This window comes from Paenibacillus sp. J22P59 (assembly GCF_059383895.1).
The window spans coordinates 335,984-360,929 of record NZ_JBXENX010000007.1 but is presented as its reverse complement, the minus strand read 5'-3'; the positions used below and the strand labels follow the sequence as shown (position 1 = coordinate 360,929).

The 24,946-nt window shown below is 45.9% G+C and carries 21 protein-coding genes and 1 CRISPR repeat array; of the genes, 11 read left to right on the top strand and 10 right to left on the bottom strand.

The genetic code is table 11. The annotated features are described in order from the left end of the window. A partial coding sequence (locus AC50YO_RS14830) for an S-layer homology domain-containing protein (RefSeq protein ID WP_494848106.1) occupies positions 1–978 on the top strand: 978 nt, incomplete at its 5' end. Positions 979–1,044: 66 nt separating this feature from the next. Next, the gene (locus AC50YO_RS14825) at positions 1,045–1,983 is read left to right on the top strand and encodes an SDR family NAD(P)-dependent oxidoreductase (protein ID WP_494848102.1); all 939 of its coding nucleotides are present in this window, start codon (positions 1,045–1,047) and stop codon (positions 1,981–1,983) included. A gap of 106 nt (positions 1,984–2,089) precedes the next feature. Here the strand turns inward: AC50YO_RS14825 and AC50YO_RS14820 are convergent, their stop codons facing one another. The 4 genes from AC50YO_RS14820 to AC50YO_RS14805 all read right to left on the bottom strand — a co-directional run bounded on the left by AC50YO_RS14820 (position 2,090) and on the right by AC50YO_RS14805 (position 5,534). Beyond that, positions 2,090–2,329 (bottom strand): hypothetical protein, encoded by a 240-nt coding sequence (locus AC50YO_RS14820; RefSeq protein ID WP_494848100.1) that lies wholly within the window; start codon positions 2,327–2,329, stop codon positions 2,090–2,092. A gap of 208 nt (positions 2,330–2,537) precedes the next feature. Continuing rightward, on the bottom strand, positions 2,538–2,696 hold the full coding sequence (locus tag AC50YO_RS14815) for a hypothetical protein (RefSeq protein ID WP_494848099.1): 159 nt from the start codon (positions 2,694–2,696) through the stop codon (positions 2,538–2,540). Between the two features lie 132 nt (positions 2,697–2,828). Further along, a complete protein-coding gene (locus tag AC50YO_RS14810) occupies positions 2,829–3,830 on the bottom strand; it encodes an ABC transporter substrate-binding protein (RefSeq protein ID WP_494848097.1) in 1,002 nt (333 codons plus the stop codon). Positions 3,831–3,947: 117 nt separating this feature from the next. Beyond that, positions 3,948–5,534 (bottom strand): ABC transporter substrate-binding protein, encoded by a 1,587-nt coding sequence (locus AC50YO_RS14805; protein WP_494848095.1) that lies wholly within the window; start codon positions 5,532–5,534, stop codon positions 3,948–3,950. A gap of 275 nt (positions 5,535–5,809) precedes the next feature. Between AC50YO_RS14805 and AC50YO_RS14800 the strand changes: the two genes are divergently transcribed. From AC50YO_RS14800 to AC50YO_RS14770, 7 genes are all read left to right on the top strand, one after another. Continuing rightward, the gene (locus tag AC50YO_RS14800; RefSeq protein ID WP_494848093.1) at positions 5,810–6,874 is read left to right on the top strand and encodes a FecCD family ABC transporter permease; all 1,065 of its coding nucleotides are present in this window, start codon (positions 5,810–5,812) and stop codon (positions 6,872–6,874) included. A 21-nt stretch (positions 6,875–6,895) separates the two neighbouring features. Continuing rightward, on the top strand, positions 6,896–7,906 hold the full coding sequence (locus AC50YO_RS14795; RefSeq protein WP_494848136.1) for a FecCD family ABC transporter permease: 1,011 nt from the start codon (positions 6,896–6,898) through the stop codon (positions 7,904–7,906). 41 nt (positions 7,907–7,947) lie between these two features. Beyond that, on the top strand, positions 7,948–8,784 hold the full coding sequence (locus tag AC50YO_RS14790) for an ABC transporter ATP-binding protein (protein ID WP_494848135.1): 837 nt from the start codon (positions 7,948–7,950) through the stop codon (positions 8,782–8,784). Positions 8,785–8,968: 184 nt separating this feature from the next. After that, a complete protein-coding gene (locus AC50YO_RS14785; RefSeq protein ID WP_494848091.1) occupies positions 8,969–10,684 on the top strand; it encodes an ABC transporter ATP-binding protein in 1,716 nt (571 codons plus the stop codon). A gap of 40 nt (positions 10,685–10,724) precedes the next feature. Beyond that, on the top strand, positions 10,725–11,768 hold the full coding sequence (locus AC50YO_RS14780) for an NAD(P)/FAD-dependent oxidoreductase (protein WP_494848089.1): 1,044 nt from the start codon (positions 10,725–10,727) through the stop codon (positions 11,766–11,768). 145 nt (positions 11,769–11,913) lie between these two features. Further along, positions 11,914–13,872 (top strand): AraC family transcriptional regulator, encoded by a 1,959-nt coding sequence (locus tag AC50YO_RS14775; RefSeq protein WP_494848087.1) that lies wholly within the window; start codon positions 11,914–11,916, stop codon positions 13,870–13,872. Between the two features lie 552 nt (positions 13,873–14,424). After that, a CRISPR array of direct repeats spans positions 14,425–15,389; the repeat unit is 32 nt; unit sequence GTCGCACTCTGTATGAGTGCGTGGATTGAAAT. Positions 15,390–15,486: 97 nt separating this feature from the next. Beyond that, a complete protein-coding gene (locus AC50YO_RS14770) occupies positions 15,487–15,888 on the top strand; it encodes a ribosomal maturation YjgA family protein (protein WP_494848133.1) in 402 nt (133 codons plus the stop codon). Between the two features lie 200 nt (positions 15,889–16,088). Here AC50YO_RS14770 and AC50YO_RS14765 read toward each other — a convergent pair whose 3' ends face one another. The 6 genes from AC50YO_RS14765 to AC50YO_RS14740 all read right to left on the bottom strand — a co-directional run bounded on the left by AC50YO_RS14765 (position 16,089) and on the right by AC50YO_RS14740 (position 21,896). Further along, entirely contained in the window at positions 16,089–17,033 is a 945-nt protein-coding gene (locus tag AC50YO_RS14765; RefSeq protein ID WP_494848085.1) for a DUF4179 domain-containing protein, read from the bottom strand. Continuing rightward, the gene (locus AC50YO_RS14760; protein WP_494848083.1) at positions 17,026–17,544 is read right to left on the bottom strand and encodes a sigma-70 family RNA polymerase sigma factor; all 519 of its coding nucleotides are present in this window, start codon (positions 17,542–17,544) and stop codon (positions 17,026–17,028) included. The genes AC50YO_RS14765 and AC50YO_RS14760 overlap by 8 nt, the downstream gene beginning before the upstream one ends. 147 nt (positions 17,545–17,691) lie before the next feature. Then, positions 17,692–18,450 carry a Gmad2 immunoglobulin-like domain-containing protein gene (locus tag AC50YO_RS14755; protein WP_494848081.1) on the bottom strand — a complete coding sequence of 253 codons (759 nt, stop codon included), beginning with the start codon at positions 18,448–18,450 and terminating at the stop codon, positions 17,692–17,694. 267 nt (positions 18,451–18,717) lie between these two features. Then, positions 18,718–19,227 carry a hypothetical protein gene (locus AC50YO_RS14750; RefSeq protein ID WP_494848079.1) on the bottom strand — a complete coding sequence of 170 codons (510 nt, stop codon included), beginning with the start codon at positions 19,225–19,227 and terminating at the stop codon, positions 18,718–18,720. Next, positions 19,199–20,725, bottom strand: a complete 1,527-nt coding sequence (gene menA / locus AC50YO_RS14745) for a 1,4-dihydroxy-2-naphthoate octaprenyltransferase (protein WP_494848077.1) — start codon at positions 20,723–20,725, stop codon at positions 19,199–19,201. Before menA ends, AC50YO_RS14750 begins: the two co-directional genes overlap by 29 nt. Before the next feature lie 268 nt (positions 20,726–20,993). Beyond that, a complete protein-coding gene (locus AC50YO_RS14740) occupies positions 20,994–21,896 on the bottom strand; it encodes a manganese catalase family protein (protein ID WP_494848076.1) in 903 nt (300 codons plus the stop codon). A 101-nt stretch (positions 21,897–21,997) separates the two neighbouring features. Here AC50YO_RS14740 and AC50YO_RS14735 point away from each other — a divergent pair, with 101 nt between their 5' ends. Then, positions 21,998–22,693, top strand: coding sequence for an MOSC domain-containing protein (locus AC50YO_RS14735; RefSeq protein WP_494848074.1), 696 nt, complete (start codon positions 21,998–22,000; stop codon positions 22,691–22,693). A 166-nt stretch (positions 22,694–22,859) separates the two neighbouring features. Then, positions 22,860–24,878, top strand: coding sequence for a methyl-accepting chemotaxis protein (locus AC50YO_RS14730; RefSeq protein ID WP_494848072.1), 2,019 nt, complete (start codon positions 22,860–22,862; stop codon positions 24,876–24,878). Positions 24,879–24,946 lie beyond the last annotated feature (68 nt).

Sequence of the window (24,946 nt, the reverse complement as noted above, 5' to 3'; positions counted from 1 at the left end):
CTGGAAGAGAATACTTCGTATTATGTGCAGGTAACATCAGGGGCAATAAGCGATGAGGCGGGCAATGTTTACAGCGGTATTTGGGATACGACGACATGGGATTTCACGACAATTAACATCAACTCCAACGGGGGCAGTGCTCCTATAATTAACCCTGACAATGGAGAACAGAATACATCAAAGCCACCGTCAGTGGCGCAGGATAAAAATATAATGGTAATCATTCAACCGACCATGTCGACAAAAGATGGGAACGTCCAGTTTTCAGTAGACAGTACAATTACAAGTCGTACAATGATCTATTACTACGACGATCTCTATAAGACATGGATAGCTCTTCCCACGGAAATAAACGGAAAAACATTAATCGCTGAAGTCCCTACAGGGAGCTGGGTTTCAGTGATGGAAAAGTCAGAGTTGGTTCAACCTGCTGACATAGTTTCTAACTGGGCGAATAAGGATATTCTGAAGATGATGAGTTTAGGCATTCTTAATGGTTTTAATGATAATACGTTCAAACCTGATGACGAAACGACTCGCTATGAAATGGCTGTTGTATTCGCTAAAGTACTGCACTTAGATACTGATTCAATAAATGAAAGCACTGTGGGGATTAATGAAGAGCTCAAGTCCGTTCCTGAATGGGCTCGGAAATTCGTGGCGGTAGTCTTACAGGATGGAGTCATGAAAGGAAGCAATGAAGGATTTAATGGTACGCAAGCGATGACACGAGCACAAATAGCTACGATACTTGGCCGAGTTCTTGCCACTTCAGATTCTGTTGATACGAAACAAACATCATCTTTTTCGGATGCCTCCAGTATTCCAAATTGGGCAGAGGAGGGTGTTCAAAGGGCGCTGGATATAGGAATTCTTCAAGGTTACCCGGATGGCAGTTTTAAGCCTAATGACAAGATAACAAGAGCAGAGATGGCTACAATCATTTCCAGATTAATGGATTATATACAGAAGCAATAATCAAGCTATAGGGAGCGATCTCGCAGATCGTTCCCTTATTTGCAGGCAGGAGGGTTCAAGTTCCCTATGATGGACAAAATCGTTATAATTACAGGAGCAAATTCGGGAATTGGAAAAGCGGCAGCGCTAAAGTTTGCGAACGAAGGCTATTATGTCATTATGGCTTGCCGGAATATGAAGATCAGCGAATTAGTCCAGCAAGAAATAATAGCAGTCTCACGTAATATTAATGTGAATCTCATGGAGCTTGATATGTCTTCCTTTCATTCCATCCGCACATTTTCTGCTGTTTTCACAGCCAAATATCCACGTCTGGATATTCTCATACATAACGCGGCTTACCTAAGCCATGGCGAACAGGAATATAAGCTTAGTCCCGAGCAAATCGAATTATCGTTTGCTACGAATACATTCGGTCCTTTCCTGCTGACTAATTTATTAGCGGAACATCTGGAGCGATCGCAAGATCCGAGAATTTTAAATGCATGCACGACGAATATCAAAAACTTCTTTGATCCGAAACGAAAAATAGACTTCGATAACTTGCGTGGCGAGTTTAGGAATACGAGACGTTATAGCGCCTACAAAATGTACGGTGATTCCAAAATGGCACTGCTGATTCTAACCTTCAAGCTAGCCGAGGAATATAGAAGCCGGGGGATTAAAGTCAATGCCCTTCAAATCAATCGTGTGAAGCTATCCAAAGAAACGATCGAGAAGCTAAGCCCGTGGTGGAGGGTCTTGGCACAGGCGCAAAATTTAACTAATCCATTGCCTTCAGGCATGGCTGATAATTATTACTATATTTGCACCTCAGAAGAATTTAGCAAGGTTACAGGCCAGTTAATCAACCATAAGTGTGGGATAGTTCAGCCGTCTGCAAGTGAGCAAGGCTTTGCCCAATTGAAAAATATTTTCGGTTCAAAAAGCTATCCTCAATATGCATTGGACAGTCAAAATGCCGAGAAATTATGGGCATTAAGTATGGATCTTACTAAAAAATGACATGCGTGCATACGTATTGAAATAAGAACTCAATCTCAAGAGTAGTTAAATAATAGAACGAAATAGAAGCTGCAAATCCAGTGAGACTACAATGTGATCTCCGGCTCTAGCATGTATCTTTGGCTTCGCTGTGCTGCCAGTTGTCTTGCTTGTTATATCTTACTGTCGTTTTTTCGGATTCTTCCTTGTAATACGTGTTGAACTTCACTAAAGCTTCCAGCTGTTGGCTTCCCAAGTGAGCATAATTTTCTTCCCAGCCGCAGCCGGTAATGAACGGATTTTCCGTTTCGATCGGCATATTGTAGCTAGGCTTAAGGTGATCATTACGCATGTGATCTTCTTTCATTCACATGAAAAGTGGCGTCAGGTTCTTGCAAATGTTCCAATCGCCCCCCTGAAAAAAAGAAAGGGCTGGCCCAAAAGCCAGATTCCCAAGCTAGAAAAGGAATGTCATGTGCAAATTAATGAATCCATTTGCTCTATCTCACTGGTCAGACAGGTAAAAAGGAGCATTAGTGAAGCTATGTTCTTTAGTGGAGAAGCTCGGTTTTCGACTACGGAATATAGCTGGCGCTATCTCCGATATGCCCCCAGATGGAGCTTGTTTTTGCGAACAATGATTCATAGAATAGGGTAAGCTCTTCATACGAGCCATCTGTAGCGAAAGGGATAGGGCTCAGAGGTTTAGGAACCGTAAGAGCGGTAAGAGCCATAAGAGCCTTAGGGGCCTTAAGCGCTTCTACCTATAAAAATACCTGTGAAGGAAAAGGGCTGTCCCAAAAATCATCTTCATGACTTTTGGGACAGCCCCTTATCTTTTTATTAAACGTTGCGTTACAAACTTCCTATTTTTCTCCTGCAAGCCATGCTGCCAGTTCCTCTGTCTGAGAGAGTACAGCTATCGGGTCGTAGTACCAGGAGCGCTCTTCCTTCCACACATACATACGATCGTTTTTAACCGCTTCAAGTGTGTTCCAAATAGGATCTTTCTTGAAATCTTCAAGCGTTCGCTTGTTAGAGGTTAGAATAATGTAATCACCCGCGTATTTTCCCAAGGTTTCCATAGATAGCTCTTTATACTGCTTTTCCATGATTTCCTCGGCGATGCCAGAGGGAGGCTTACGTCCAAGCGCTTGATAAACAGGCTGTCCTCCCCGGCCAAAATTATCTCCATAGACATATACCGACTTCTCGGTATCTTCGAAAATAGTGAAGGTTGCATCTGCAGGAATGGCCAGATCGACCTTGGCTTTCGCTTTGGCGATTCTTTCATCGTATTGTGCGAGCCAATCTGCCGCTTCTTGTTCCCGGCCAAGCAATTTGCCGAAGTATTCTAATTCTTCTTTCGCGTTCTTCAACTCCCCATAAGGAACCGAAATGGTTGGAGCGGCTTTGGACATCATCTTATATTTGGTCTCATCATCCTCTGCAGTGATGATGAGATCCGGCTGCAGCTCAATAATTTTCTCCATCGAGCTATTGCCGTAGTCGCCTATATCCTCAACCCCTGCAAGCGCAGCGGAAAAATATAGATTTTTCAAATGCAGGCCAGGTGTCCCAATAGGCTTGACCCCAAGTGCAATCAAAGAACCCAAATAATCATCCGTGACAATTCGCAGCGGTTTGACAGGCACTTCAATATCTCCGTGCTTGGTTGTTACTATTTTTGTCGCTGAGTCTGATGGTACAGTTGTTTCCTCAGGGGCAGCAGTCGGATCTGTGGTGACCGCAGCCGTAGGTGAAGGTGATACTAGCTCTTCATTATTTTTACTACAAGCGGCCAAAAGGAGTACGAGCAAGAGTACAGCAATCCCATAATAGGGAATATTCCAATTTCTTTGTTTCATGTGTGTTATTCCTCTCTGTTTTCATGTTATTAATAATGATAATCATCATCATTTACTAACATTAATCCCATTGATAATGAAATGCCATGTCACTAAGTGATATGGAAGGATGGCATTTTATGATGTGAGGCTGCTGACCAGCAGCTCCAACTGTTGAATGGTCGATAAGGGATCAAAGCCGTAGAAAAGATCGGGATGGTTGAGGATGATGAGCCGCCCTTGCTTAACAGCATCAAGTGCCAGCCATTCTGGCGAACGCAATAATTGCTCTACCTGAGGATTGTAGGATACATCCGTTATCACAATATAATCCGCAGAATATTGAACAATCTGACTCAAAGGAACTTCGATATAACCCTGCGCACGTATGCCTTTCCTGATCAATTGCTCAGGCATATGGAAGCTAAGATCCTCATAGAGAATATGCCCGCCCCGACCGTAGCAATTGCCGAAGGCATAAGCTGTATCATGATGGATTTCCCAGATAATCAGGCTTCCTCTAGCTCCAAGAGCCTCATCCAGCCGACTATTCGCAAGTTCAACTTGCTGGCTATATCGGACAAGCAGCTTCTCAGCCTGCTGTTGCTTGTCCACAATTGCTGCGATATGGCGGAATTGCTCGCGCCAGGTAAGCTTCATGAATGGCAGCGCAACTACGGGAGCAAGGCTCCTAAGCTTCATATCCTCCGATAACAGCTCATAGCCGATAATCACATCTGGCTGGAGAGCTTTCAGCTTTGTATAAGTGTCCCGCGATCCTCCCCACCTAAGCTCTCTTCCTTGGTCATTGGGAAGGCCTGATTGCCTCGTTTGCACCCATGCTGAATAAGCGCCCAAGATCGGAGGAACCCCCAAAGCCAGCAGCATCGCAGTATAGTTATAATTTGTCGACACAATACGTTTGGGCTTGCTAAGGAATATCATCGGCGCTGTGCCTACGATTTGCTTGAATTTGCGGCTTAGATAATAGCCGTCCTTGTAGCCAACCTGTTGCGCCAGATCATGCAAATTATTAGCAGGACCAGTTAATAGCCGCAGTTGGACATCACGGATGCGAAGAGTGTTCATGTAAGTGTTGAACGTACAGCCTATATGCTTATGGAAGGAACGAGAGAAGTGTTCCGGGCTAATACCGCCTAGTGCTGCCAGATGTTCGCGTGTTAATTCGTCTCGGTAGTACAGGTGGATATGCTCCAACACATTTTTCAGCCAGTCACTCCCTTGGTTAGCGGCTTCCGAGATTTCGAGCTGAATCTGCTCAATAAGCTCAAGAAATAGCCGATGTGCTTGAAAAGGACGATCAAAGCGTAACCGCCACGCTTCGCCAAGCTCCATAACGAGCAGCTTGACACGATGTGAGCAGGGCTGTGGCATTGGATTGTCTAGCAGTGTTTGTGATGCTGAATGATTCAGTGCGATGCAGCGGTATTCGATAAGGACTGCTCTGAGAGATTGCGTCTCCAGCAGTCGGAGCTCGGATCCCTTATCACAGCATAGAACCGAGCAGCCGTGGACGGTCTGCTCGAGTCCATCGATTCGAAGCCGGACGGTACCGCTTGTAATAACGAGCAGGAAGGGAAAGTCGCGATGAACTTCTACTTCTCCAGTAAAGAGCATCTCATCATGCAAATGATGTATTTGTACAGGTAAGTAGTAGGTAAGCTCAGTTGTTCCAGCTGCCTGTCGTATACGTTTCGTTTTCATCAATTGAGGCTCCCATAGACTATAATATTGATAATCATTCTCAGTATGAATTATAGTCTATGCCTCCAGAATATTCAACTTCTAACTCACCTGAAAAATATAAGAAAAATTTTTATTGTTGACAGTGATAATCATTATCATTAATATAAAGGACAAGTTTATCCAGCTACGGGCAGCAGTAGAATTAGTTTGTTATGTGAAAAAGGAGGATATAGTCATTACCCGAATTCGAATGCCTATTTCATAAGACGAAGACTATCACAGAGGTGGAATATATGAGTCAACTAGTAGAGTCTATTTCTAAAAAACAGAAGCGGCGATCAGCAGCCGCTCCTAAGTTCCACAGCCGTCCATGGGCGGCGACCGCTATATTGACAGGAGGGCTGGCAGCATTGGTGCTGGGCATCGGTTTATCCGTATCATTCGGTGCTGCCGATATTCGATTGCTTGTCGTGTGGGAAGCCATCTTCAACTTTAATCCAGATCTGACCCAGCATCAAATTATTCAAGAGCTGCGCTTGCCTCGGGTGCTCGGCGGGGCGATGGTCGGCGCTTGCTTCGCTGTAGCCGGTGCAATTATGCAGGGTATGACCCGTAATCCAATGGCAGACTCGGGTCTGCTCGGATTGAATGCAGGAGCGGGATTCGTATTGGCGCTATGCTTTGCTTTTTTTCCTGGTTTGCCGTTTATATATCTGATTATGTATTCCTTCTTGGGGGCCGGCATTGGAGCGGGGCTTGTCTATGGCATCGGCGCGCTTGCCAAGGGCGGTCTGACGCCTGTCCGTTTGGTTTTGGCGGGCGCAGCACTAAGCGCTTTGCTCAGTGCGCTAAGTGAAGGCGTTGCGCTGTACTTTCGGATTGGACAGGACTTGGCGTTCTGGTATGCCGGCGGTGTAGCAGGGACCAAGTGGTTCCAGCTGAAAATTATGTTTCCATGGATTGGAGCCGCTATCTTGGGAGCGATTGCTTTGTCCCGTTCGATCACTATGCTGAGCTTAGGGGAAGATATCGCCCGCGGACTCGGGCAACGCACGCATTTGGTTAAGCTGGCAGGTGTAGTGATCGTGCTCGTACTGGCAGGTGCGGCAGTATCTGTCGTTGGTTCCGTCGGTTTTGTAGGGCTCATTATTCCCCATCTGACACGCAAGCTGGTTGGGGTCGATTATCGCTGGATCATTCCTTGCTCTGCGGTACTCGGAAGCTTGCTTGTCGTATTCGCTGATCTTGGCGCAAGAATGATTAATCCACCTTATGAAACGCCGCTAGGAGCACTAATTGCGCTCATTGGAGTGCCCTTTTTCCTCTATCTGGCACGCAAGGAAAGGAGGGAGCTATAAGTGGCTAACGTATCGCTTACGATGAACGAACAAAGGAAGCGAAAGCGCGGCATTCTCGTGCTGTCCATTTTTGGCGCTCTTATCGTTATTGCTTTTCTAATTAGCATGAATACCGGACATATCCGGCTTTCCCCTATGGACGTTTTACGAACATTGTTTGGGTCGGGAACGGCTAAGGAGAATCTGATTCTATTCGATTTCCGCCTGCCGCGGATCGTAATCTCTGTTCTAATTGGGGCAGGACTAGCTGTATCGGGCTGTGTAATGCAGGGGATATCGCGCAATGCGCTGGCTGATCCAGGCATACTCGGCATTAATGCCGGGGCAGGCTTAATGGTTATGCTGTTTATCTCCTTTTACCCGAGTACAGCTGCCGCCCCTGTCTATCTGCTTCCTCTGCTGGCTCTGGTTGGTGCAGGACTAACCGCAGCGCTAATTTATTCACTTGCCTATAAGCGTCATCAGGGCATCTCCCCAACACGCTTGCTGTTGACAGGAATCGCGGTTGCAGCAGGCATAAGTGCAGCGATGATTGTGATGACCTTGAAGCTGGACCCGGATAAATACCAGTTCGTGGCGACATGGCTGGCAGGCAGCATCTGGGGAACGAACTGGGAGTTCGTTCTCTCGTTATTGCCGTGGATTGTTATATTGCTGCCTTATGTGTTCCATAAAGCGCAGGTCTTGAACGTACTCAATCTCGGAGAAGATATGGCAACTGGACTAGGCGCGGCGGTGTCGAAGGAGCAATTGAAGCTGCTTGCTGCTGCGGTCGCATTAGCGGCATCTTCGGTTGCCGTGAGCGGTGGTATCGGCTTTGTCGGTTTGATTGGGCCACATTTGGCTCGGCGTCTGGTCGGCTCGAAGCATCAACTGCTGCTTCCGACTGCCGCGATGGCAGGAGCGCTGCTAGTTATTATAGCGGATACGCTTGGCCGCTGGATTCTGCAGCCCTCCGAAATTCCGACCGGTATTGTAGTGGCGGTCATCGGTGCGCCGTATTTCCTCTACCTGCTTGCTAAGAGCAAATAATAAAGACGGACTGAAAATAAAAGAAGGATAGGGTGATTGAAATGAAAATGACGAAGGAACGTCTGAATACGAATCAGCTGACTATCGGATATGGGGAAGTAGCGATCGTGAACGACTTGAATTTGACCATCCCTACAGGGAAAATAACAGCTCTTGTAGGAGCCAATGGCTCGGGCAAGTCGACGATCTTAAAGACGATGGCACGGCTCATGAAGCCCAAATCAGGCGGGGTACTGCTCGACGGGCAGTCCATCCATTCGCAATCGACCAAGCAGGTTGCCAAGCAAATGGCAATTTTGCCGCAAAATCCGACTGCTCCCGACGGCCTGACGGTATCTGAGCTAGTGAGCTATGGCCGTTTTCCCCATCAAAAAGGCTTTGGATCGATGACCTCGGAGGATAAAGCGATCGTTCAATGGGCGATAGAAGTTACGTCGATGACTGAATTCTGCGATCGGCCTGTCGACCAGCTCTCTGGGGGACAACGCCAAAGGGCTTGGATCGCGATGGCGCTGGCACAGCAGACGGACATTCTATTCTTGGATGAACCGACAACCTTTCTCGATATGGCGCATCAGCTCGAAGTGCTGCAGCTGCTGCATAAGCTGAACGAAGAAGAAGGGCGCACAATCATTATGGTCGTGCACGATTTGAATCATGCATCCCGGTATGCCCAGCATATTGTGGCGATTAAATCAGGGACGGTAATCAGTGAAGGGACGCCGACTCAGGTGATGACGAGGAAAGTGCTGCGAAAAGTATTTAATATCGAGGCCGATATTGTGGCTGATCCCCGTACGGGAATACCACTCTGCTTGCCATATCAACTAGCTATAGAGGAGGACAGTGCAACGCTCGGAAGAAGAAATGTGATTTGATCACCCCTTTCCAATTTCTTTTCTATGAGAGCGCAATTGTACATTTTGTCTGGAAAAAGGTTCAAAAAATCCATTGTTATTACTGCTGCTTTCATTTATACTTGCTCAATCGTTAATGATAATCAATATCAATAAACTTGAGCAGCAGTTAATAGATATTGGATTTGTTTGAAGGAGGAGTTTCATGCTACGTCGTTTTTTTGCTTATTATCGTCCGTATAAAACGCTATTTATTATTGATTTTACTTGTGCTATATTTGCCGCTTTGCTTGAGCTGGTCTTTCCTCTTGCTGTGAATAAGGTGGTAGACCAGTTGCTTCCAAGCGGTAACTGGAAGTGGATTCTCTATTCTTGCCTCGTATTGCTTGGCATTTATGTGGTCAGTGCAGCACTACATTACGTGGTGACTTATTGGGGACATAAGCTGGGCATCAGCATTGAATCCGATATGCGCAAAAAGCTGTTCGATCGGGTACAGAAGCTGTCCTTCCGTTTCTTTGATAACAATAAGACGGGTCATCTCGTATCTCGCATGACGAATGATTTGATGGACATCGGGGAAATTGCTCACCATGGTCCGGAGGATTTATTCATCGCAATCATGACGCTTACTGGAGCGTTTGGCATTATGCTTAGCATCAACTGGCAGCTTGCCGTATTAACCTTCATCATCGTGCCTTTAATGATTTATTTGTCGTTGTACTTCAGCCGCAAGATGTCAGTTGCCTTCGATCGTATGTTCAGAGACATAGCTGATTACAATGCGCGGGTCGAAAATAACGTTAGCGGCATTCGTGTCGTTCAAGCTTTCGCTAATGAGAAGCATGAAATCGCAAAGTTCGCTGAGAACAACAAACGTTTTCTCATGACCAAGCTGATTACATACCGGATTATGGCTTGGAACTCGTCACTGAGCTTTATTTTGATGAAATGCGTGTCTTTATTCGTACTCGTATGCGGGACCTGGTTCGTCATCGAGGGTCAGATGACTTATGGCGAATTTATCGCTTTTGTGATGTTATCTGGTGTATTTCTTGGTCCTATTAAACAAATCAATTCAATAATCGAGACTTATCCAAAAGGAATTGCCGGGTTTAAACGGTACTTGGAGCTGTTGGAAACAGAGCCGGATGTAGATGATGCGCCGGATGCGAAGCCGATTACACAGGTCGATGGAGCTATTCGCTTCAGCGGGGTAACCTTCGGTTATGAGAACAAAGAGAAGGTGCTTGCCGGGGTGAACTTGTCGATTAAGGCGGGAGAAACAGTTGCACTCGTTGGCCCATCAGGCGCCGGCAAGACGACGCTATGCTCGCTGCTGCCTCGTTTCTACGATGCGGATCAGGGCTCGATCACCATTGATGGCGTCGATATACGCAAGGTCACGCTGGAATCATTGCGTTCACATATCGGCATTGTGCAGCAGGATGTATTCTTGTTCGATGGAACCATTCGAGAGAATATCGCCTATGGCAAGCTGTACGCCTCCGAAGCTGATATTTGGGAAGCGGCGCGAAGAGCTCAGCTAGAAGAATTAATTCTGTCACAGCCAGATGGACTCGATACATTCGTTGGAGAACGCGGCGTCAAGCTGTCAGGAGGGCAGAAGCAGCGCTTGTCCATTGCAAGGATGTTCTTGAAAAATCCACCTATTCTTATTCTGGATGAAGCGACATCGGCATTGGATACAGAGACGGAAGCGGCTATTCAATTAGCACTGTCCGAGCTTTCGAAGGGACGTACCACACTTGTAATCGCCCACCGATTGGCGACGATTAAGAATGCGGATCGCATTATCGTTGTTGCCGAGCAGGGAATTGTCGAGCAGGGAAGGCATGAGGAGCTGATTGCAGCCCAAGGGGCATACAGTCGCTTGCATAAGGCTCAGTTCGGAGCTTAATTAAGCAGCACACCACAAAATAGGAATGCGGAGGCATACGATGAACGAACAATTGGAGCTTTTTGACGTAACGATTATTGGCGGTGGTCCTGCCGGATTATATGCGGCTTTTTATAGCGGGATGCGTGAATTAAAGACGAAGCTGATTGAAGCGCAGGAGCAGCTTGGCGGAAGACTGCTTACCTATCCGGAGAAAATCATTTGGGACGTGGGGGGCGTAACGCCTATCCGCTGTGAGAAATTAATTGCGCAATTAATTGAGCAAGCTGATACCTTTGAGCCTACCTTTGTATTGGGCCAGCAAATTACTGGTTTCGAGCGGCAGCCTGATGGAACGATTATTCTAACCTCTGCTAGCGGTGAGCGGCATCATACGCGGACTGTTATCCTAACGATCGGCTATGGCATTCGGAAGATGGCGAAGCTGGAGATTGAAGGTGCGGATCGCTATGAGGTATCCAATCTGTACTATACCGTGCAGGAGCTGGAAGTATTCCGTGGGAAACGGGTACTCATCTCCGGAGGCGGCGATTCGGCAGTAGATTGGGCGAATGAACTGGAGTCGATTGCTGCGAGTGTTACAGTTGTACATCGGCGCGACCGCTTCGGGGGACATGAGCGGAATGTAACCAAGATGAAGGAGTCCTCTGTAGATGTGCGTACGCCGTATGCGGTGGAAGCCTTGCATAGCAGTGACGGAAAAAGTATCGAACAGGTAACGATTGCCCATGTGGATACCGAGGAGCGCATTCGCCTTGATGTGGATGCCGTTATCGTGAATCACGGAATGAAGAGCGACTTCGGGCCGATTCGTGAATGGGGTATCGATATGGGAGAATGGAACGCGAATGTAGAACAGCGAATGGCGACGAATATTCCCGGGATTTTCGGAGCAGGTGATTTCGTAGATTATGGCAGCAAAGTCGGACTAATCGCCGGGACATTCACGGACAGCGTGCTGGCACTCAATAGCGCGAAGCTGTATATGGAACCAGAAGCTCCGACGATGGCTTATGTCTCTTCCCATAACGAAAGATTTAAGAAGAAAAATCAAGAGCTTGGCTTAGTTGCTGAAGAAGAGTGATGAGAGTGGCAAGTCTGCTTGATACAGTCTAGCATAGCATTTAAAGGAAGGATCCTGCCTATGGCTAGGTTCCTTCCTTTTTTTGATACGGTCTATTACGAAGAGCAAGTTGTTGAGACGAATAAGAACAGAGAGGATTGGAGCAATGAAGATGAACCACGATGATCCTATTCAATTATGGAATCAGGCTAATAGTAAAGTGCTTGATGTCAGGTATAACGTGCTGGAGCCGGGCGAGCGCCTGCAAAGGTATACCTTGCCGGCTAGCAGCTTTGTCTATATGGTTCGCGGAAGAGGGCAGTTATGGCTTGACGGGGAAGTTCATTATGCGGATAGGTTTTATATTTTGCATGGAGGAAAAGGAGCTTCTCTGGAAATAGAAGCGGAGACGATAATGGAATATTATCTAATTCTATATAAGGCTGTAATACCGCAAAACGGACTTTATGATTTTCAATTACTTATGCAAAGAGATAATCCGTTCGAGCAGCCGTACGGCTTCGTACCTCATGACGCTCTAGAGCTGTTAGAATTCACACAATGCATGCAGCGGGATTGGAATGAGGCTCAGGAGCTGAATAAGCTGCAGGTTAGGGGCGTTTTTTATCAATTCGTTCATAAACTGTTGCAGCAGATGGAGCATAGCTCAGAGGAGCCTAGCCGGAACAGTGTGGCAGAGCAAGTGCTTCGTTTTTTATCTGAACATTATCGAGAGCCGAAATCAATAGAGTCTTTGTCTGTTATGCTCAATTATAGCCCGCAGTATTTGTCACGCAAATTCAAGGAGCAGACTGGAATCAGTCCAATTGAATATGTGATTCGATTGCGAATCGAGAAAGCAAAGAGCTTACTGCTCACAACAGAGGCCACTTTGCAGGAAATTGCACGTCATGTCGGATACCCGGATCTGTTTTATTTCAATCGCATGTTCAAGAAGTATGCGGGGGTCGCTCCAGGTAAATTTAGAAGCAAAAATCTGCTCTTAATCGAACAAGGTTCTAATCCTGCAAAAAAGGCGTTCAAAAACTCCATTGTTAATTCTTCCTCTCAAAACTATATTTATATTAATAATGAAAATCATTATCAATATAAAGGTGAAGGGGAATTATCAATGAACAAAGGCTCCAAATCGGTTATGTTAGCGACGTTATGGCTCTGTTTCACTATTATGCTCAGCGCCTGCACAGCGGGTAATAATGCTCCAGCCACGAATAATGCAACAGGTAAAGAGAACGGAACAGGCAATACGTCAACTAATGGTTCTATTGATCCTGCTCAGGGAGAAACCAAAACAGTATCTACTCACTTTGGCGATGTGAAGGTTCCGCTTAATCCACAGCGAGTTGCGTCTGTAGACTATCTGGGTACTGTTATCGCTTTGGGTATAGATCCGATTGGGTCTAATAGCGTGTTGTTAAGCAGTCCTTATCTGGAGGGGCAATTGGACGGGGTTGAGGATATCGGCGAATCTTTTGAGAAGCTGCTGGCTATGGAACCGGATCTTATAATTACACATACGACGAAACCGGAGATTTATGAGAAGTATAGTCAGATTGCGCCAACGGTATCTATGGCATCTAATGCGTTCACGAGTGTGCATGAAGAGATGACCTACTTTGGCGAAGTGTTGGGAAAAGAGGCAGAAGCGGTTGAATGGCTGAGCCAATATGATGAGCAGGCAGCTGCGGCTAAAGCCAAAATTGAAGGGAAATTTCCCGAAGAGGCCACGTTCTCTGTATTCCAGGAATATGACGGACAGGTATTCGTATTCGGCTCCAAATCAGGCCGCGGGGGAAGGAATATTTATCAGGTGCTGGGTCTCCATGCCCCTGATGCGATTCCGAGCAAAGTAATGGAGGCGACTTATTCAGAAACTTCTTTGGAGAAGCTGCCGGAATATGCGGGAGATTACATCGTTCTGACCACTGAATCTTCACTGGAGGAGCTGCAAAAAGACCCTATATGGGGTTCGCTGAAGGCAGTCCGTGAAGGTCGAATCTTTCTTTGGAATGAAGCACGTTCTTGGTATCGGGATCCTATCGCTCTCCTCGCTCAGAATCAGGAGCTGGCTGATTGGATTGTGGAGGTTTCACAGAAAAAATAGTCGCAGTGTTGACGACGCTAATCTAAAAGTGTTCCCTCTGGATGGGACCAGCCCAAAAATGACCTTAAAATCCACAGTCAAGTGGAGGATGAGGTCATTTTTTTGTAAAATATATTGGTTCAGGTTGTTGATATGTTTTGTCATAATAAATGTAAGAAGAAGAAGCCGGGCAGCTATAATGGACAAAGTCAGATGACTTGGAATGGAATTCGACGCTTGCTCATACAGCTTGTTCATAAAGGAGGCTCCTTTCCTTACCGCCCCATAGCTTGTCTGAATCATTATGAAATATGTGTCATGAATGAGCTATAGGCAGAATTGCGACGAGTCTGGGAGAATAAGGGGATTTATGATAGTATGAATAAATAAGAGAATCATTCGTGAAGTGCGAACCCCAAGCTCACATGAAATCACAGGGGGATTCGCACCCTTTGCTGGGCCTGTTATTTAATGAATCAGATTCCGAAGTTGACTCTGAGAATGGGCTTGTTTGGACGATTCGCACTTTTAGCCCCATGATCCCTTGTGGGACAAGGCTTCTTTTGGGGCGCAGTCGCACTCTGTATGAGTGCGTGGATTGAAATATACCAAAATCATTTTTACATGCCAGATCATAGGTCGCACTCTGTATGAGTGCGTGGATTGAAATACTTTTGGTGGCTACGATCTTCTTGACCAATTTAGTCGCACTCTGTATGAGTGCGTGGATTGAAATGCTGAAGAGATTACTCCTGAGTATCTAATCGCAAAGTCGCACTCTGTATGAGTGCGTGGATTGAAATTGTTTTTGGCAGCGGAAAACCGCTGACCATGCTGTGGTCGCACTCTGTATGAGTGCGTGGATTGAAATTTTGTATTGCGGCATATATTCAAGGTCGCCATCTGTCGCACTCTGTATGAGTGCGTGGATTGAAATTACTTTAGATTGTTCGCGTATTATTTTCGGTCGAAGTCGCACTCTGTATGAGTGCGTGGATTGAAATACATTTGCATCCTGATAGCTTGTGCCTGGTATTTCGGTCGCACTCTGTATGAGTGCGTGGATTGAAATCATTTTCTGGAAGAAAAATAACGCCCAGACTCAGTCGCACTCTGTATGAGTGCGTGGATTGAAATACCCGTTGCCCATCTACATACACAAAATAGCCGGTCGCACTCTGTATGAGTGCGTGGATTGAAATGAATTTCGGGACCAGAACAAACTTCGGCTGCAACTCGTCGCACTCTGTATGAGTGCGTGGATTGAAATTGCGAAAAAACATGTCTCCGATGATCCCCGTCACCGTCGCACTCTGTATGAGTGCGTGGATTGAAATGCCTGGCTATATCTTTTAAAAACCAGGCGCACATGGTCGCACTCTGTATGAGTGCGTGGATTGAAATATCAATAGAAGAACGCGACATTGCTACCGATCTAGTCGCACTCTGTATGAGTGCGTGGATTGAAATCGAAATGAGTACGTTCGACGTGCCTCCGTTGACTGTGTCGCACTCTGTATGAGTGCGTGGATTGAAATCCGTGGTCATACGTTTTTGCAGCTGCCCCGAGTGCTAGTCGCACTTTGTATGAGTGTGTGGATACCATCAGCAGGTACATATTCAAGCGAGGAGACTATGATAGTGACCCGACTTACATACCTCATTGCAGTCCTCATTGCTATCATCCTCGGTTTTGGTTCAAGGGCATTTTCTAAAGAGCTGCCTGTATTTGTAGCGGATCATTTTGGAGATGCTCTGTGGGCGAGCATGATTTATTTTGGCGTTCGCTGTCTATGGATCAATTGGAAAATAAGCTGGGCCGTAGCAATCAGCTTCATTTTCTGCTTCGGCATCGAGTTTAGCCAGTTATACCAAGCAGATTGGATTAACGAAATAAGGAATACGTTTTTTGGTTCACTAGTGTTAGGAAGAGGCTTCGTTGTTGTGGATTTAGTCAGGTACAGTGTTGGAATTGTGGCAGCATGCCTGGTAGATAGGGTGCTCTTGAAGTACAGCCGCAAAAAAATGAAAGCATAGAATTATTCCAGCCAATGATAGGCTCGAAAGCGATAAAAATCCGCCTCTATATTTTATGAGGTGGATTTTTTCGCATTCTAAGAAGCAGAGAAGAAGCCTAACAATGCCTATACAACAAACTACAGGACATTACTAGGCAACAATCTCAACCAGTCACTCAACAAACTTCCCTTTTTATAAGGGGACCACATTCGGCAGCTTTACTCTACACTGGCAGTAATAGCCTTCGGAATTTGCAGGGCTTCTCTACGTTCGATATATAAGGAATCTTTGGAGATGCCGTGTGTTTGCTGGAGCTCATTTATTTTTGCCTTAGCGTCAGCCTCCGTCTGGAAGTAGCCAGCCTCTACGAAATAGGTTCCCGCTTGATCCTTCAAGACACGTAGCCCTTCCACATCGAACAGCATTTCCTCGAACATGCCTTGGGATTCTCCATAAGCAGAGGATGCTGTTCGCACAGAATAGACAGGCGGCTGGTTCGCTGCGGTTGTGTTCGGCTTAATTGTAAGAACAATCTGCGCAGGTTCTTTATATTCTTTTACCTCGTAAGCAACGTTGCTCTTGAACGTTACATTAAACCGAACGAGTGAATCGTCTAATGTAATGATTTCATAAGCATCCTCAATCAGACCGCTTTGCTTAAGTGTAGCCAGATCCTTCTCCGCTGAGAATCTTCTTACGCCGCCAATGGCAAAGCTCATCGTATTCGGATATTCACTATAGGTTGCATGGAACGAGTTCGTTATTTGCTGAGCCTCATTATCTTGCTGGAAATGAATCACGATTTGTTCGGAATCCCCTTTTTTGTGCAGGGATATGACATTGATATTCGTATTATCTGTAATGGCGCCGCCGCCTGCGCTGCCTTTGTTGAATTGCAAGGTGCGCACTAAGGTACCGAGCCCCGGCAATTGCTCCAAGCTGCTCGCTAGAGCTGGCATCGTATTAATGCTCACCGTGAATAAGACGAACAGGGCTGCCGCGCTAGCTCCTACACGCTTCACCCAACGCCTCGATCGGATTTGTTGATTGCGTTTGCGCTCGACTGAGCCTCTGTGGATAGCCGCTCCGATTATGGTAGAAAGCTCATCGGGGATATCGATATCTTCATAGTCTTTTTTATAGGACTCTATACGCTTAGTCATCGTCTTTACCCTCCTTTAGATCAATGTTCAGCTTTGCCAAAGCTCGATAGATGGTCGACTTTACGCTGCTTAACGGCATGCACAGAATGTCGGCTACTTCTTTTATGGGCAGGTCCTCCAAATAGCGCAGGACGATAACCGTCCGTGACTTCGGGTCCAAACTGTCTAATGCCTGATATAAATCGAGATGCTCCTCGGTGCGCTCAGGAACATATCCAGCCTCATAATCGCTGTCGATATAAACTGTTTTTTTCGCTTTACGAATATATTCAAGCGCATAATTGACGACTATTGTGGTCAGCCATGTCGTAAAGTACTGCGGCTCCCGGATCTTATGAAGGGAAATGAAAGCACGATAGACCGCTTCCTGCACAATTTCGAGCGCATCATCCTTATTCCGGACATAGGTGTAAGCGATTCGGTACAGCCGTTCCTGCCGACTAGCGATTAGGCTGGTGAAGCTGGCATCATCTCCTGCGATCGCTTTCTTCACCAGTTCGAGTTCATTCACGTTAGCGCATGTCCTCCTTCTTATGAATAATAGTAGTACTGCCTATAGGCTCTCCCAACGTGTTCCAACCATACAGCTATTTACAACAAGTGAAGCGGCAGTGCATAGGGAAAAAGAAAACGGCGTTTGACCACGCCGCAAAGTCTTCTAAACGAGCTTGATCGTCTTTTTATTGATTTCTTTACCGCTTTCTTGATCTATCGAGAACAACTCCAATGTAAGCGGCTGGTCACCTGACAGCTTGTGGGTTGGAACTGTTATTGTATCTTTTAGTTGACCCCAGTCCGGCGCCCCGATGGAGGCTGTGCCAAAGCCAGTGGCAAGGATATGATTGCCTTGCTTCACCGCATAATTATAGGTTCCTTCATGCATTCTCGCTTCGCCCTTCAAGGAATATTCGAATGAAACTGGAGCGATTGTTAAGCTACGGAATACTTCATTCTCATCGTTTTTGTTAGCGGTGCCGAGCGACAGAGGCATCTGGATGGTATGAACTTGCTCGCCGTTCTCCATATTAATTTCATAGAGCTCCAAAGTAAGCGGCTTGCCGCTTGACAGTTTATTTAACGGTACCGTAATTTTCTGCTTGATCGTGCCCCATTCTGGTCCACCCACTGAAGCGGTTCCGAAGTCGGTCAGAATTACGGTATCGCCTTGCTTGATCGCGTAATTGTAGGTCCCCTCATAAACGCTTGCTTCACCCTTCAACTCAAAAGTTAAGCTTTGCTTCGCAATTGAGATGTTGCGGAAGGAGTCGTTCATTTTTTGCTGCTGATTGTCCTGCTTGATGATTTCTCTAGCTTGTACCGTCTTGTGATCCAGAACTGATGTTGTCATCAACCCGATGATAGTAGCTCCAGCGATTACGGATGCTGCGACAGTGCTGATTAGAATTGTTTTTTTCATTAGAAAAATCTCCTTGTGGCTTTATGCCTTATATTTTGGTTTAACCATGGTTATTGTGCTCTTCGAAGTTTACAAAGGTTAGATGCACGAGAAGGCCAAAAAGACGCAAGGAAATATTTTCTTACTGGAGTTACGGGGGAAAAGTCTATAGGAATTTAAGATATATGCGCGGCAAGCAGCTGCTGCAAGGCGTAGAATGTTGAAGCTATTTTGTTTCGTGAATGAACAGGTTTCGCTAATTGGTGAATCATTTTACTTTGTTCCACACTATATACCGGCAGAATAATGAGACAGTGAAGCTGGGTTCACTAGTGGGAAACCAAGCTTCTCGACCAGTAATCTTAGTGGCGCTAATCCTCGTTCAAGCCTGTAAAGTAATCCTTTTAGAGTAAATATCCTCATTAAATAGTGAAAATGCCTCATTAGAGACGCACCAAGCATTAGAGACGCACCAAGCATTAGAGACGCACTAAGCATTAGAGACGCACCAAGCATTAGAGACGCACTAAGCACTTGAGCTGATCCATCGGTAAAAAATGTTCTGAGTATCATTTTCCAGTATGCAAGCTTCACCGAGATAGGATTAAAAAAAGCTTCAAATCCACTTAATGGGTGGATTTGAAGCTTTTTGATAGCCCGGGATATGCACACAGGCCAAATCATTTTCATTCTTGTCTTTTGCTTACGCATGGCGAATAGTTGAGAACTAGCAGCCAGAGTATTCGCCTCAAGCGGTCTAGTGCGCAGCTTATTTTTTGAAGGCCAATCTAAAGTCATTCATCGTTTTTCTTTGCCGTTCAATGTAACGCCATACCCAGAATACGAGAATAAAGGAAGCTATTAAGTAGACGATAGGGATGGCGAGCGCAACTTGATTCAGCAGAAAAGCAAACACGAGCAGCAAGCCGTTGAACAGATGGTTAATGGCCGTATGAGCATTGCTCGGAATAAGGTCTACAGCATTCTTTTCGTAATTTTGCTGTACATAACGGATCGCTTGCGCTGCGAACGGAATGGACAGGAAAGAGAAGTAGAAGGTATAAGGTGCGTAGCCGATGATCGGAAGCAGAGCAATGATAGCATAACCAATGATAAAGCAGGCAATAAGCACATTTTTTGCTTTTCGCTTGCCTAGCCGTACGACCAAAGTGTTCTTGTCAGAGCTCGCATCGGACTCTGCATCCGGGAACTGATTAATTAACAAGACGTTGCTGATGAACAAAGCGACAGGCAGAGAAATCAGTAAGGACTGCAAGGAGAAAGTACCGGTCTGTACATAATAAGCACCCATCGTCATAAACACGCCGTAGGTTGTAGCAATGAGGACCTCGGCTACACCAGTCGCCATATTAATGAAGGACAGCTTGCCTTTTCCGCCCGTATAGAAGAAGCCCGCCATAATGCCATATAGGATAAGCGGAATAAGACCAAGACCGCTGACAAAGATCAGATAGATTCCTATCAGAGCAGCACTTATAGACAGAATTAGCCCGAAAAAGCCCATGTCCGCTCGTGATATAAGGCCAAGCTGAATCATGCGGGAGCCGCCAGTGAAAGGGCGTATGCCTGTTCGATTCTCATTGTCTCTATCGGCATCCTTCCAATCATTGATCATATTAGTCCCCGCTTGAATCATAATGGCACCAAGCAGAGTAAGCACAAAATGCAGCATATTGAACTGGTCTGTGTAGGATAGAGCAAGCGCTCCTCCAAGAAGAATAGGAACTAAGGAGGCAGTAAGCGATAGCGGACGAACCGCTTCTTTCCAGGCCCGTGCTTTGGCCTTCACATCATCCCATATGCTAACGGTGTCGCGATTATGCTCGAAGTCAAATACCGTAGGCGGCTCACCCTGAAGAATTTCGGGTACATAGCGATACTTCACCATGAAGGGCTTGACCCGAATAAATTCCAAGCGGTCGAGCGCGTTAATTTGATGGAATTGCCCTACGATCGGGGAGCGGGATACGAGCAAATCAATTGCCTTTTGCCGCTCCTTATCATCCTTCAGAACCTCGGCTCTGCCAATAATCTCACACTCTTCCATCTCCATAAAAGTCGGGCCCTGATGGATCAGAATAGCGGTCTCGGGTATGTTGACCCATTGAATGACCTTCGGATCTCCCTTAGTGCTTGTTAAATAAAAATTAAATTGGTCATCTACGGCAAAATGCATCATTCTCTGACGGGGCAAGCCCATATTCGAAGTGCCTACTGCGGCGACCTCGGCCCGTGCCAGATACGCGAGAACATCTTGTTTGCTTCTCTGTGCCATGAGTTAATCCTCTCCTAACTGAAAAATCGGGAAGCCTTTTATTCGCAGCCTCTCTCTATTAAGGCAAGCTATAAGCCCAAAACAAATTCTATTGTACACCTCTTCCTGATCGCTTAATCATGTGAAATATGCCTATTAATCGACAATTGTATGCAATGTTCAGATCCGTTTTTTACCTGTATAATACGATTAACGCAAAAAGATGACCATCCATTCGGTAGGAATGAAGAGTCATCTTGTTAAAAAGAGATACAAGGGCAGCGAACCGTTATTCCGAGATATTTCCTGCTTTTTTCAGGCGCTTGGCAATCGCTTTAAAGTCTTCGGCGGAGATGCCTGGCGCAAACTCCTCTTCGAGGGCAGGAGCTTCAAGGATCGGTACTCCTTCAGGATAGCCTTGAATAACTTCCAGCGGGAGGCCATCCTCAGGATGCGTTCCCTTCCAGATTTGGTCGATCGCATTGAAGTCCTTGTCACTCCATGTATAGAGCTTCGTATGAACACCTTTTTCTTCATATTTTCTAGCTTCGTTAAAGGCTTTGTTGTTCAAGGACGGGATCGGAATTAGCTTAGTTACATTCACACCCGTGGCGATTTCCAGTGCTTTGGCATAGGCAACGACGTGGACGCCGCCCCGAACGAGCAAGAAGCCTACGACTGCGCGAGCTGCCGGATGATCGGTCATTTCGTACACCTTCATCTTATGAGTTCGGGCTCCGCATTCCAGGAAAAAGTTATGCAGCAGATCCTCGACCAGGTTGCCGCTGTTGAACACATTGGCGCCGGTCCATGGGTTTCCCATCGAGTCGAATGGCATAGCTCCTTGCGCACCAGCGAGGAAAGGGTAGGAAAAGCGTGCGTCTTTGACCGATCCGAGCGGAGTGGCATCCGGTTCTTTATATTCTGTTGAGCCTCTCAGGCATTTGTTAATCGCATGCGAGACAAGCTCGACATGGCCAAGCTCCTCAGCCGTGATGCTCATAACCAAATCGTAGAAAGGCTTAAGCTTCTCTTTGGATCGGAAGTTAAAGGACTGATACAGATAATTATTCAACGTCGACATTTCTCCGAACTTTCCGCCGAGCAGCTCTTGGATAGCGGCTGCTGCATTCGCATCCGGTTTCTCCACATCCGGGATTTCAATCATAATTTCATCCATACGCTTGAACATAAATCTTTCAACCTCCTCCGAGTTAGCAAGTCACATTGCACTCTATACTTAAACTTGGCTCGGCGGAGTTAAACATTAGAATGGAACAGGGGGAAATTCAAATGATCAATGGCGAGCTTTTGTCGCTCAATATTAGCAAGCCTCGGCAAATCCACTATAAAAACAAAGAAATAAGTACAGGCATATTCAAGTCATCTGTGCAGGATGCTTTGTTTTTGGGCTGGGAAGGCTTCGAAGGGGATGGGCAGGCGGATCTTGCTCATCATGGCGGAAAGGATAAGGCAGTATGCGTCTATGCTTATGAGCATTATCCATACTGGGAGGCAGAGCTGCAGAGGGAGCTGGCATTCGGAGCATTCGGCGAGAATCTCACCGTTCGAGGATTTCTCGAAACGGAGGGATGTATCGGGGATGTATTCGAGCTGGGGGACGCGATCGTACAGATCACTCAGCCGCGACAGCCATGCTATAAGCTATCCGTTCGATATGATGAGCCTGCGATGCCGTTAAAGGTACAAGAGACAGGGTACACTGGTTTTTATTTTCGCGTATTAAAGGAAGGAAAGGTCTCGCCGACAGACAGACTGCTGCAGGTCTCCTCTCATCCCCTTGCGATTACGATAGCTTTTGCCAATCAAATTATGCATGTCGACAAGGATCGAATGGACGATATGAGGCGGATATTGGAGGTAGAGGAGCTGTCGGAAAGCTGGAGAAGAACCTTTACCAAACGTTTGGCAGGCAATGAGACAGACACTCGCGAACGCCTGACGGGCACTGCTAATGATCCTTTGTAGAAATTTGAGAATTTCGCTTATCAGCCGCGTCCATAACAATGGATGCGGCTGATTTGATTAGAGTGGCAATTTCTCCGTTTAATAGAGGTATTTGTCAAGTCATGTCGAATTAATTCTGAGCAATCTAGCACGAAAGAATTATACAACACAGAGGAGTGCACAGCTTATGAATTCTTGGTTAGGGATGCTGAAAAAGGGGTCGAATTCTTTAAAGGTTAAATTTATTGTTTTTCTGCTGTTGCTTACCGTTATACCCGTTGTATTGGTTGCTTGGGTCTCCACCCATTTATTCTCCGGTATTGTGGAAAAGGAACTCAAAGAGCAGCAAATGATTATTGCTTCCGTGAATGCGGAGGAGCTAAATGAATTTCTCAATACAAAAGTCGAATCGATAAAAAATATGGTTAGTGTATATAAAACGGATTTCCTGCAAAATGATCCAAATGTAATTGTCGAGCATCTTAAGCTAATGAAAGCAATGAGCCCTGATGTTCTATCTTTTTCCTATTCGCCAGAATCGGGGTTATCGATAAACGAGGATTTCGAAAAACTGGATATTTCGAATTACGATAATTTCAAGAAGATTAAGGAAGGGAAGAGTGTAGGAGTCTCTGACATTTTGCCTGATGGCAGCACCGGGGACAATATTATTATTATCGATATTCCCATTCTCGCGGATAGTGGTGAATTCCGTGGTCTAATTCAGGCGATCGTAACTCCCGGCAATATATTGGAGAAGCTAAATAAAAACAAAATGAGCGAAAGCAGCTCGGCGTTTCTCCTTTCAAAGGACGGGAACTATCTTGCCCATCAATCGGAAGAGAGAATAGGAAAGAGCTTCAAGGAGTTTGAGAGCGAAGCAGCTATTGGTGTATTTACAGATGAAATTCTGGCAAAGACACAGGGGAACACCTACTATAAAGATCAGGATAACATTACTAAGCTAGCATCCTATGCGGAGGTTGGTTTAACCGGATGGCAGGTTGTTGTCTCCGGGGATAAAGCGGATTTAATGAGCAGTGTTGAGCAATCAAAAAGAACAGGCTACATCGTTATTGTCATATGCGCGCTGGTAGTCGCTTTATTATCCTATATCCTATCAGGCTTTATCGTTCGGCCAATCTACATGATGACCAATCTTATGAAGAGGGTGGCTGGAGGAGACCTGACAGATCGCCTTGAAGTAAAAGGAAGGGACGAATTGCAGCAGCTGAAGCATAATATCAATGTTATGTTGAATTCGTTCTCTCTCACACTCCATAAACTAGAAGATGCTATTCAGCATACAGCAGCTTCCTCAGAACAATTAACGGCTATATCTCTAAACTCTGTTCGTGCTTCTGAGCACACGTCTAATTCGGTCAATCGGATTACAAAAGGAGCGCAAGAGCAATTCGAAGGGTCGGAGCAATCTGCTAATGCAATGGAAGAAATGGCTATAGGCATTCAGAGAATCGCGGAGTCTTCAAGCATCGTAAATGAGAGTGCTCAGCATGTGTACGGGCAAGTGACAAAAGGCGATGACGTTGTTCAAGAGGCGGTTCAACAAATTACAAATGTCAGTCATGCAGTACAGAACTCAGCTTCCATGATTCAAGCATTGGAATCCAGATCAGCTGAGATCAATCAGATTGTCAGCTACATTTCGGAAATCGCGACACAAACGAATTTGCTTTCCTTGAATGCTGCGATTGAGGCTGCTCGTGCAGGCGAGCATGGCAGAGGCTTTGCTGTTGTGGCAGGAGAAGTCAAGAAGCTGGCTGAACAGACGACTGCGGCTACTGGATCGATTGCAGGAATATTGTCAGATATACAACGATCGACTTCGTTAGCTTCCAGATCAATATCGGAAGGGACGGAGGAGGCTCGTAGAAGTGTTCTTAAGATCGAGCAGGTAGGAGAGGTGTTTGAGTCTATCATTCAGGCAGTAACCGGGGTATCTAATCAGATTGATGAAATTTCTGCTTCCACGCAGCAATTATCTGCAGGCTCGGAGGAAGTGTTGGCGTCTATGAATGAAATCGTAGATATATCTAGAGCTTCGTTACAAGAATTAACGATGATTTCCGAGACTACAGCAGAGCAATGCCGTTCCATGGAGGAAATTTCTTCTTCCTCGGATTCATTAAGCCATATGGCTGCAGAGCTGCAGGAAATGGTATCGACCTTTAAATTGAATAAATAAAAGGACAGGTTTAATCGAGCACGCCCAATGAGGCGTGTTCTTTTTTTTATACTCAGATTTTTATGGAA

Coding starts and splice junctions, on each gene's coding strand:
- AC50YO_RS14825 (WP_494848102.1), top strand. CDS start 1,045: ATGATGGACAAAATCGTTATAATTACAGGAGCAAATTCGGGAATTGGA.
- AC50YO_RS14820 (WP_494848100.1), bottom strand. CDS start 2,329: ATGAAAGAAGATCACATGCGTAATGATCACCTTAAGCCTAGCTACAAT.
- AC50YO_RS14815 (WP_494848099.1), bottom strand. CDS start 2,696: ATGGCTCTTACCGCTCTTACGGTTCCTAAACCTCTGAGCCCTATCCCT.
- AC50YO_RS14810 (WP_494848097.1), bottom strand. CDS start 3,830: ATGAAACAAAGAAATTGGAATATTCCCTATTATGGGATTGCTGTACTC.
- AC50YO_RS14805 (WP_494848095.1), bottom strand. CDS start 5,534: ATGAAAACGAAACGTATACGACAGGCAGCTGGAACAACTGAGCTTACC.
- AC50YO_RS14800 (WP_494848093.1), top strand. CDS start 5,810: ATGAGTCAACTAGTAGAGTCTATTTCTAAAAAACAGAAGCGGCGATCA.
- AC50YO_RS14795 (WP_494848136.1), top strand. CDS start 6,896: ATGAACGAACAAAGGAAGCGAAAGCGCGGCATTCTCGTGCTGTCCATT.
- AC50YO_RS14790 (WP_494848135.1), top strand. CDS start 7,948: ATGAAAATGACGAAGGAACGTCTGAATACGAATCAGCTGACTATCGGA.
- AC50YO_RS14785 (WP_494848091.1), top strand. CDS start 8,969: ATGCTACGTCGTTTTTTTGCTTATTATCGTCCGTATAAAACGCTATTT.
- AC50YO_RS14780 (WP_494848089.1), top strand. CDS start 10,725: ATGAACGAACAATTGGAGCTTTTTGACGTAACGATTATTGGCGGTGGT.
- AC50YO_RS14775 (WP_494848087.1), top strand. CDS start 11,914: ATGAAGATGAACCACGATGATCCTATTCAATTATGGAATCAGGCTAAT.
- AC50YO_RS14770 (WP_494848133.1), top strand. CDS start 15,487: ATGATAGTGACCCGACTTACATACCTCATTGCAGTCCTCATTGCTATC.
- AC50YO_RS14765 (WP_494848085.1), bottom strand. CDS start 17,033: ATGACTAAGCGTATAGAGTCCTATAAAAAAGACTATGAAGATATCGAT.
- AC50YO_RS14755 (WP_494848081.1), bottom strand. CDS start 18,450: ATGAAAAAAACAATTCTAATCAGCACTGTCGCAGCATCCGTAATCGCT.
- AC50YO_RS14750 (WP_494848079.1), bottom strand. CDS start 19,227: ATGACTTTAGATTGGCCTTCAAAAAATAAGCTGCGCACTAGACCGCTT.
- menA (WP_494848077.1), bottom strand. CDS start 20,725: ATGGCACAGAGAAGCAAACAAGATGTTCTCGCGTATCTGGCACGGGCC.
- AC50YO_RS14740 (WP_494848076.1), bottom strand. CDS start 21,896: ATGTTCAAGCGTATGGATGAAATTATGATTGAAATCCCGGATGTGGAG.
- AC50YO_RS14735 (WP_494848074.1), top strand. CDS start 21,998: ATGATCAATGGCGAGCTTTTGTCGCTCAATATTAGCAAGCCTCGGCAA.
- AC50YO_RS14730 (WP_494848072.1), top strand. CDS start 22,860: ATGAATTCTTGGTTAGGGATGCTGAAAAAGGGGTCGAATTCTTTAAAG.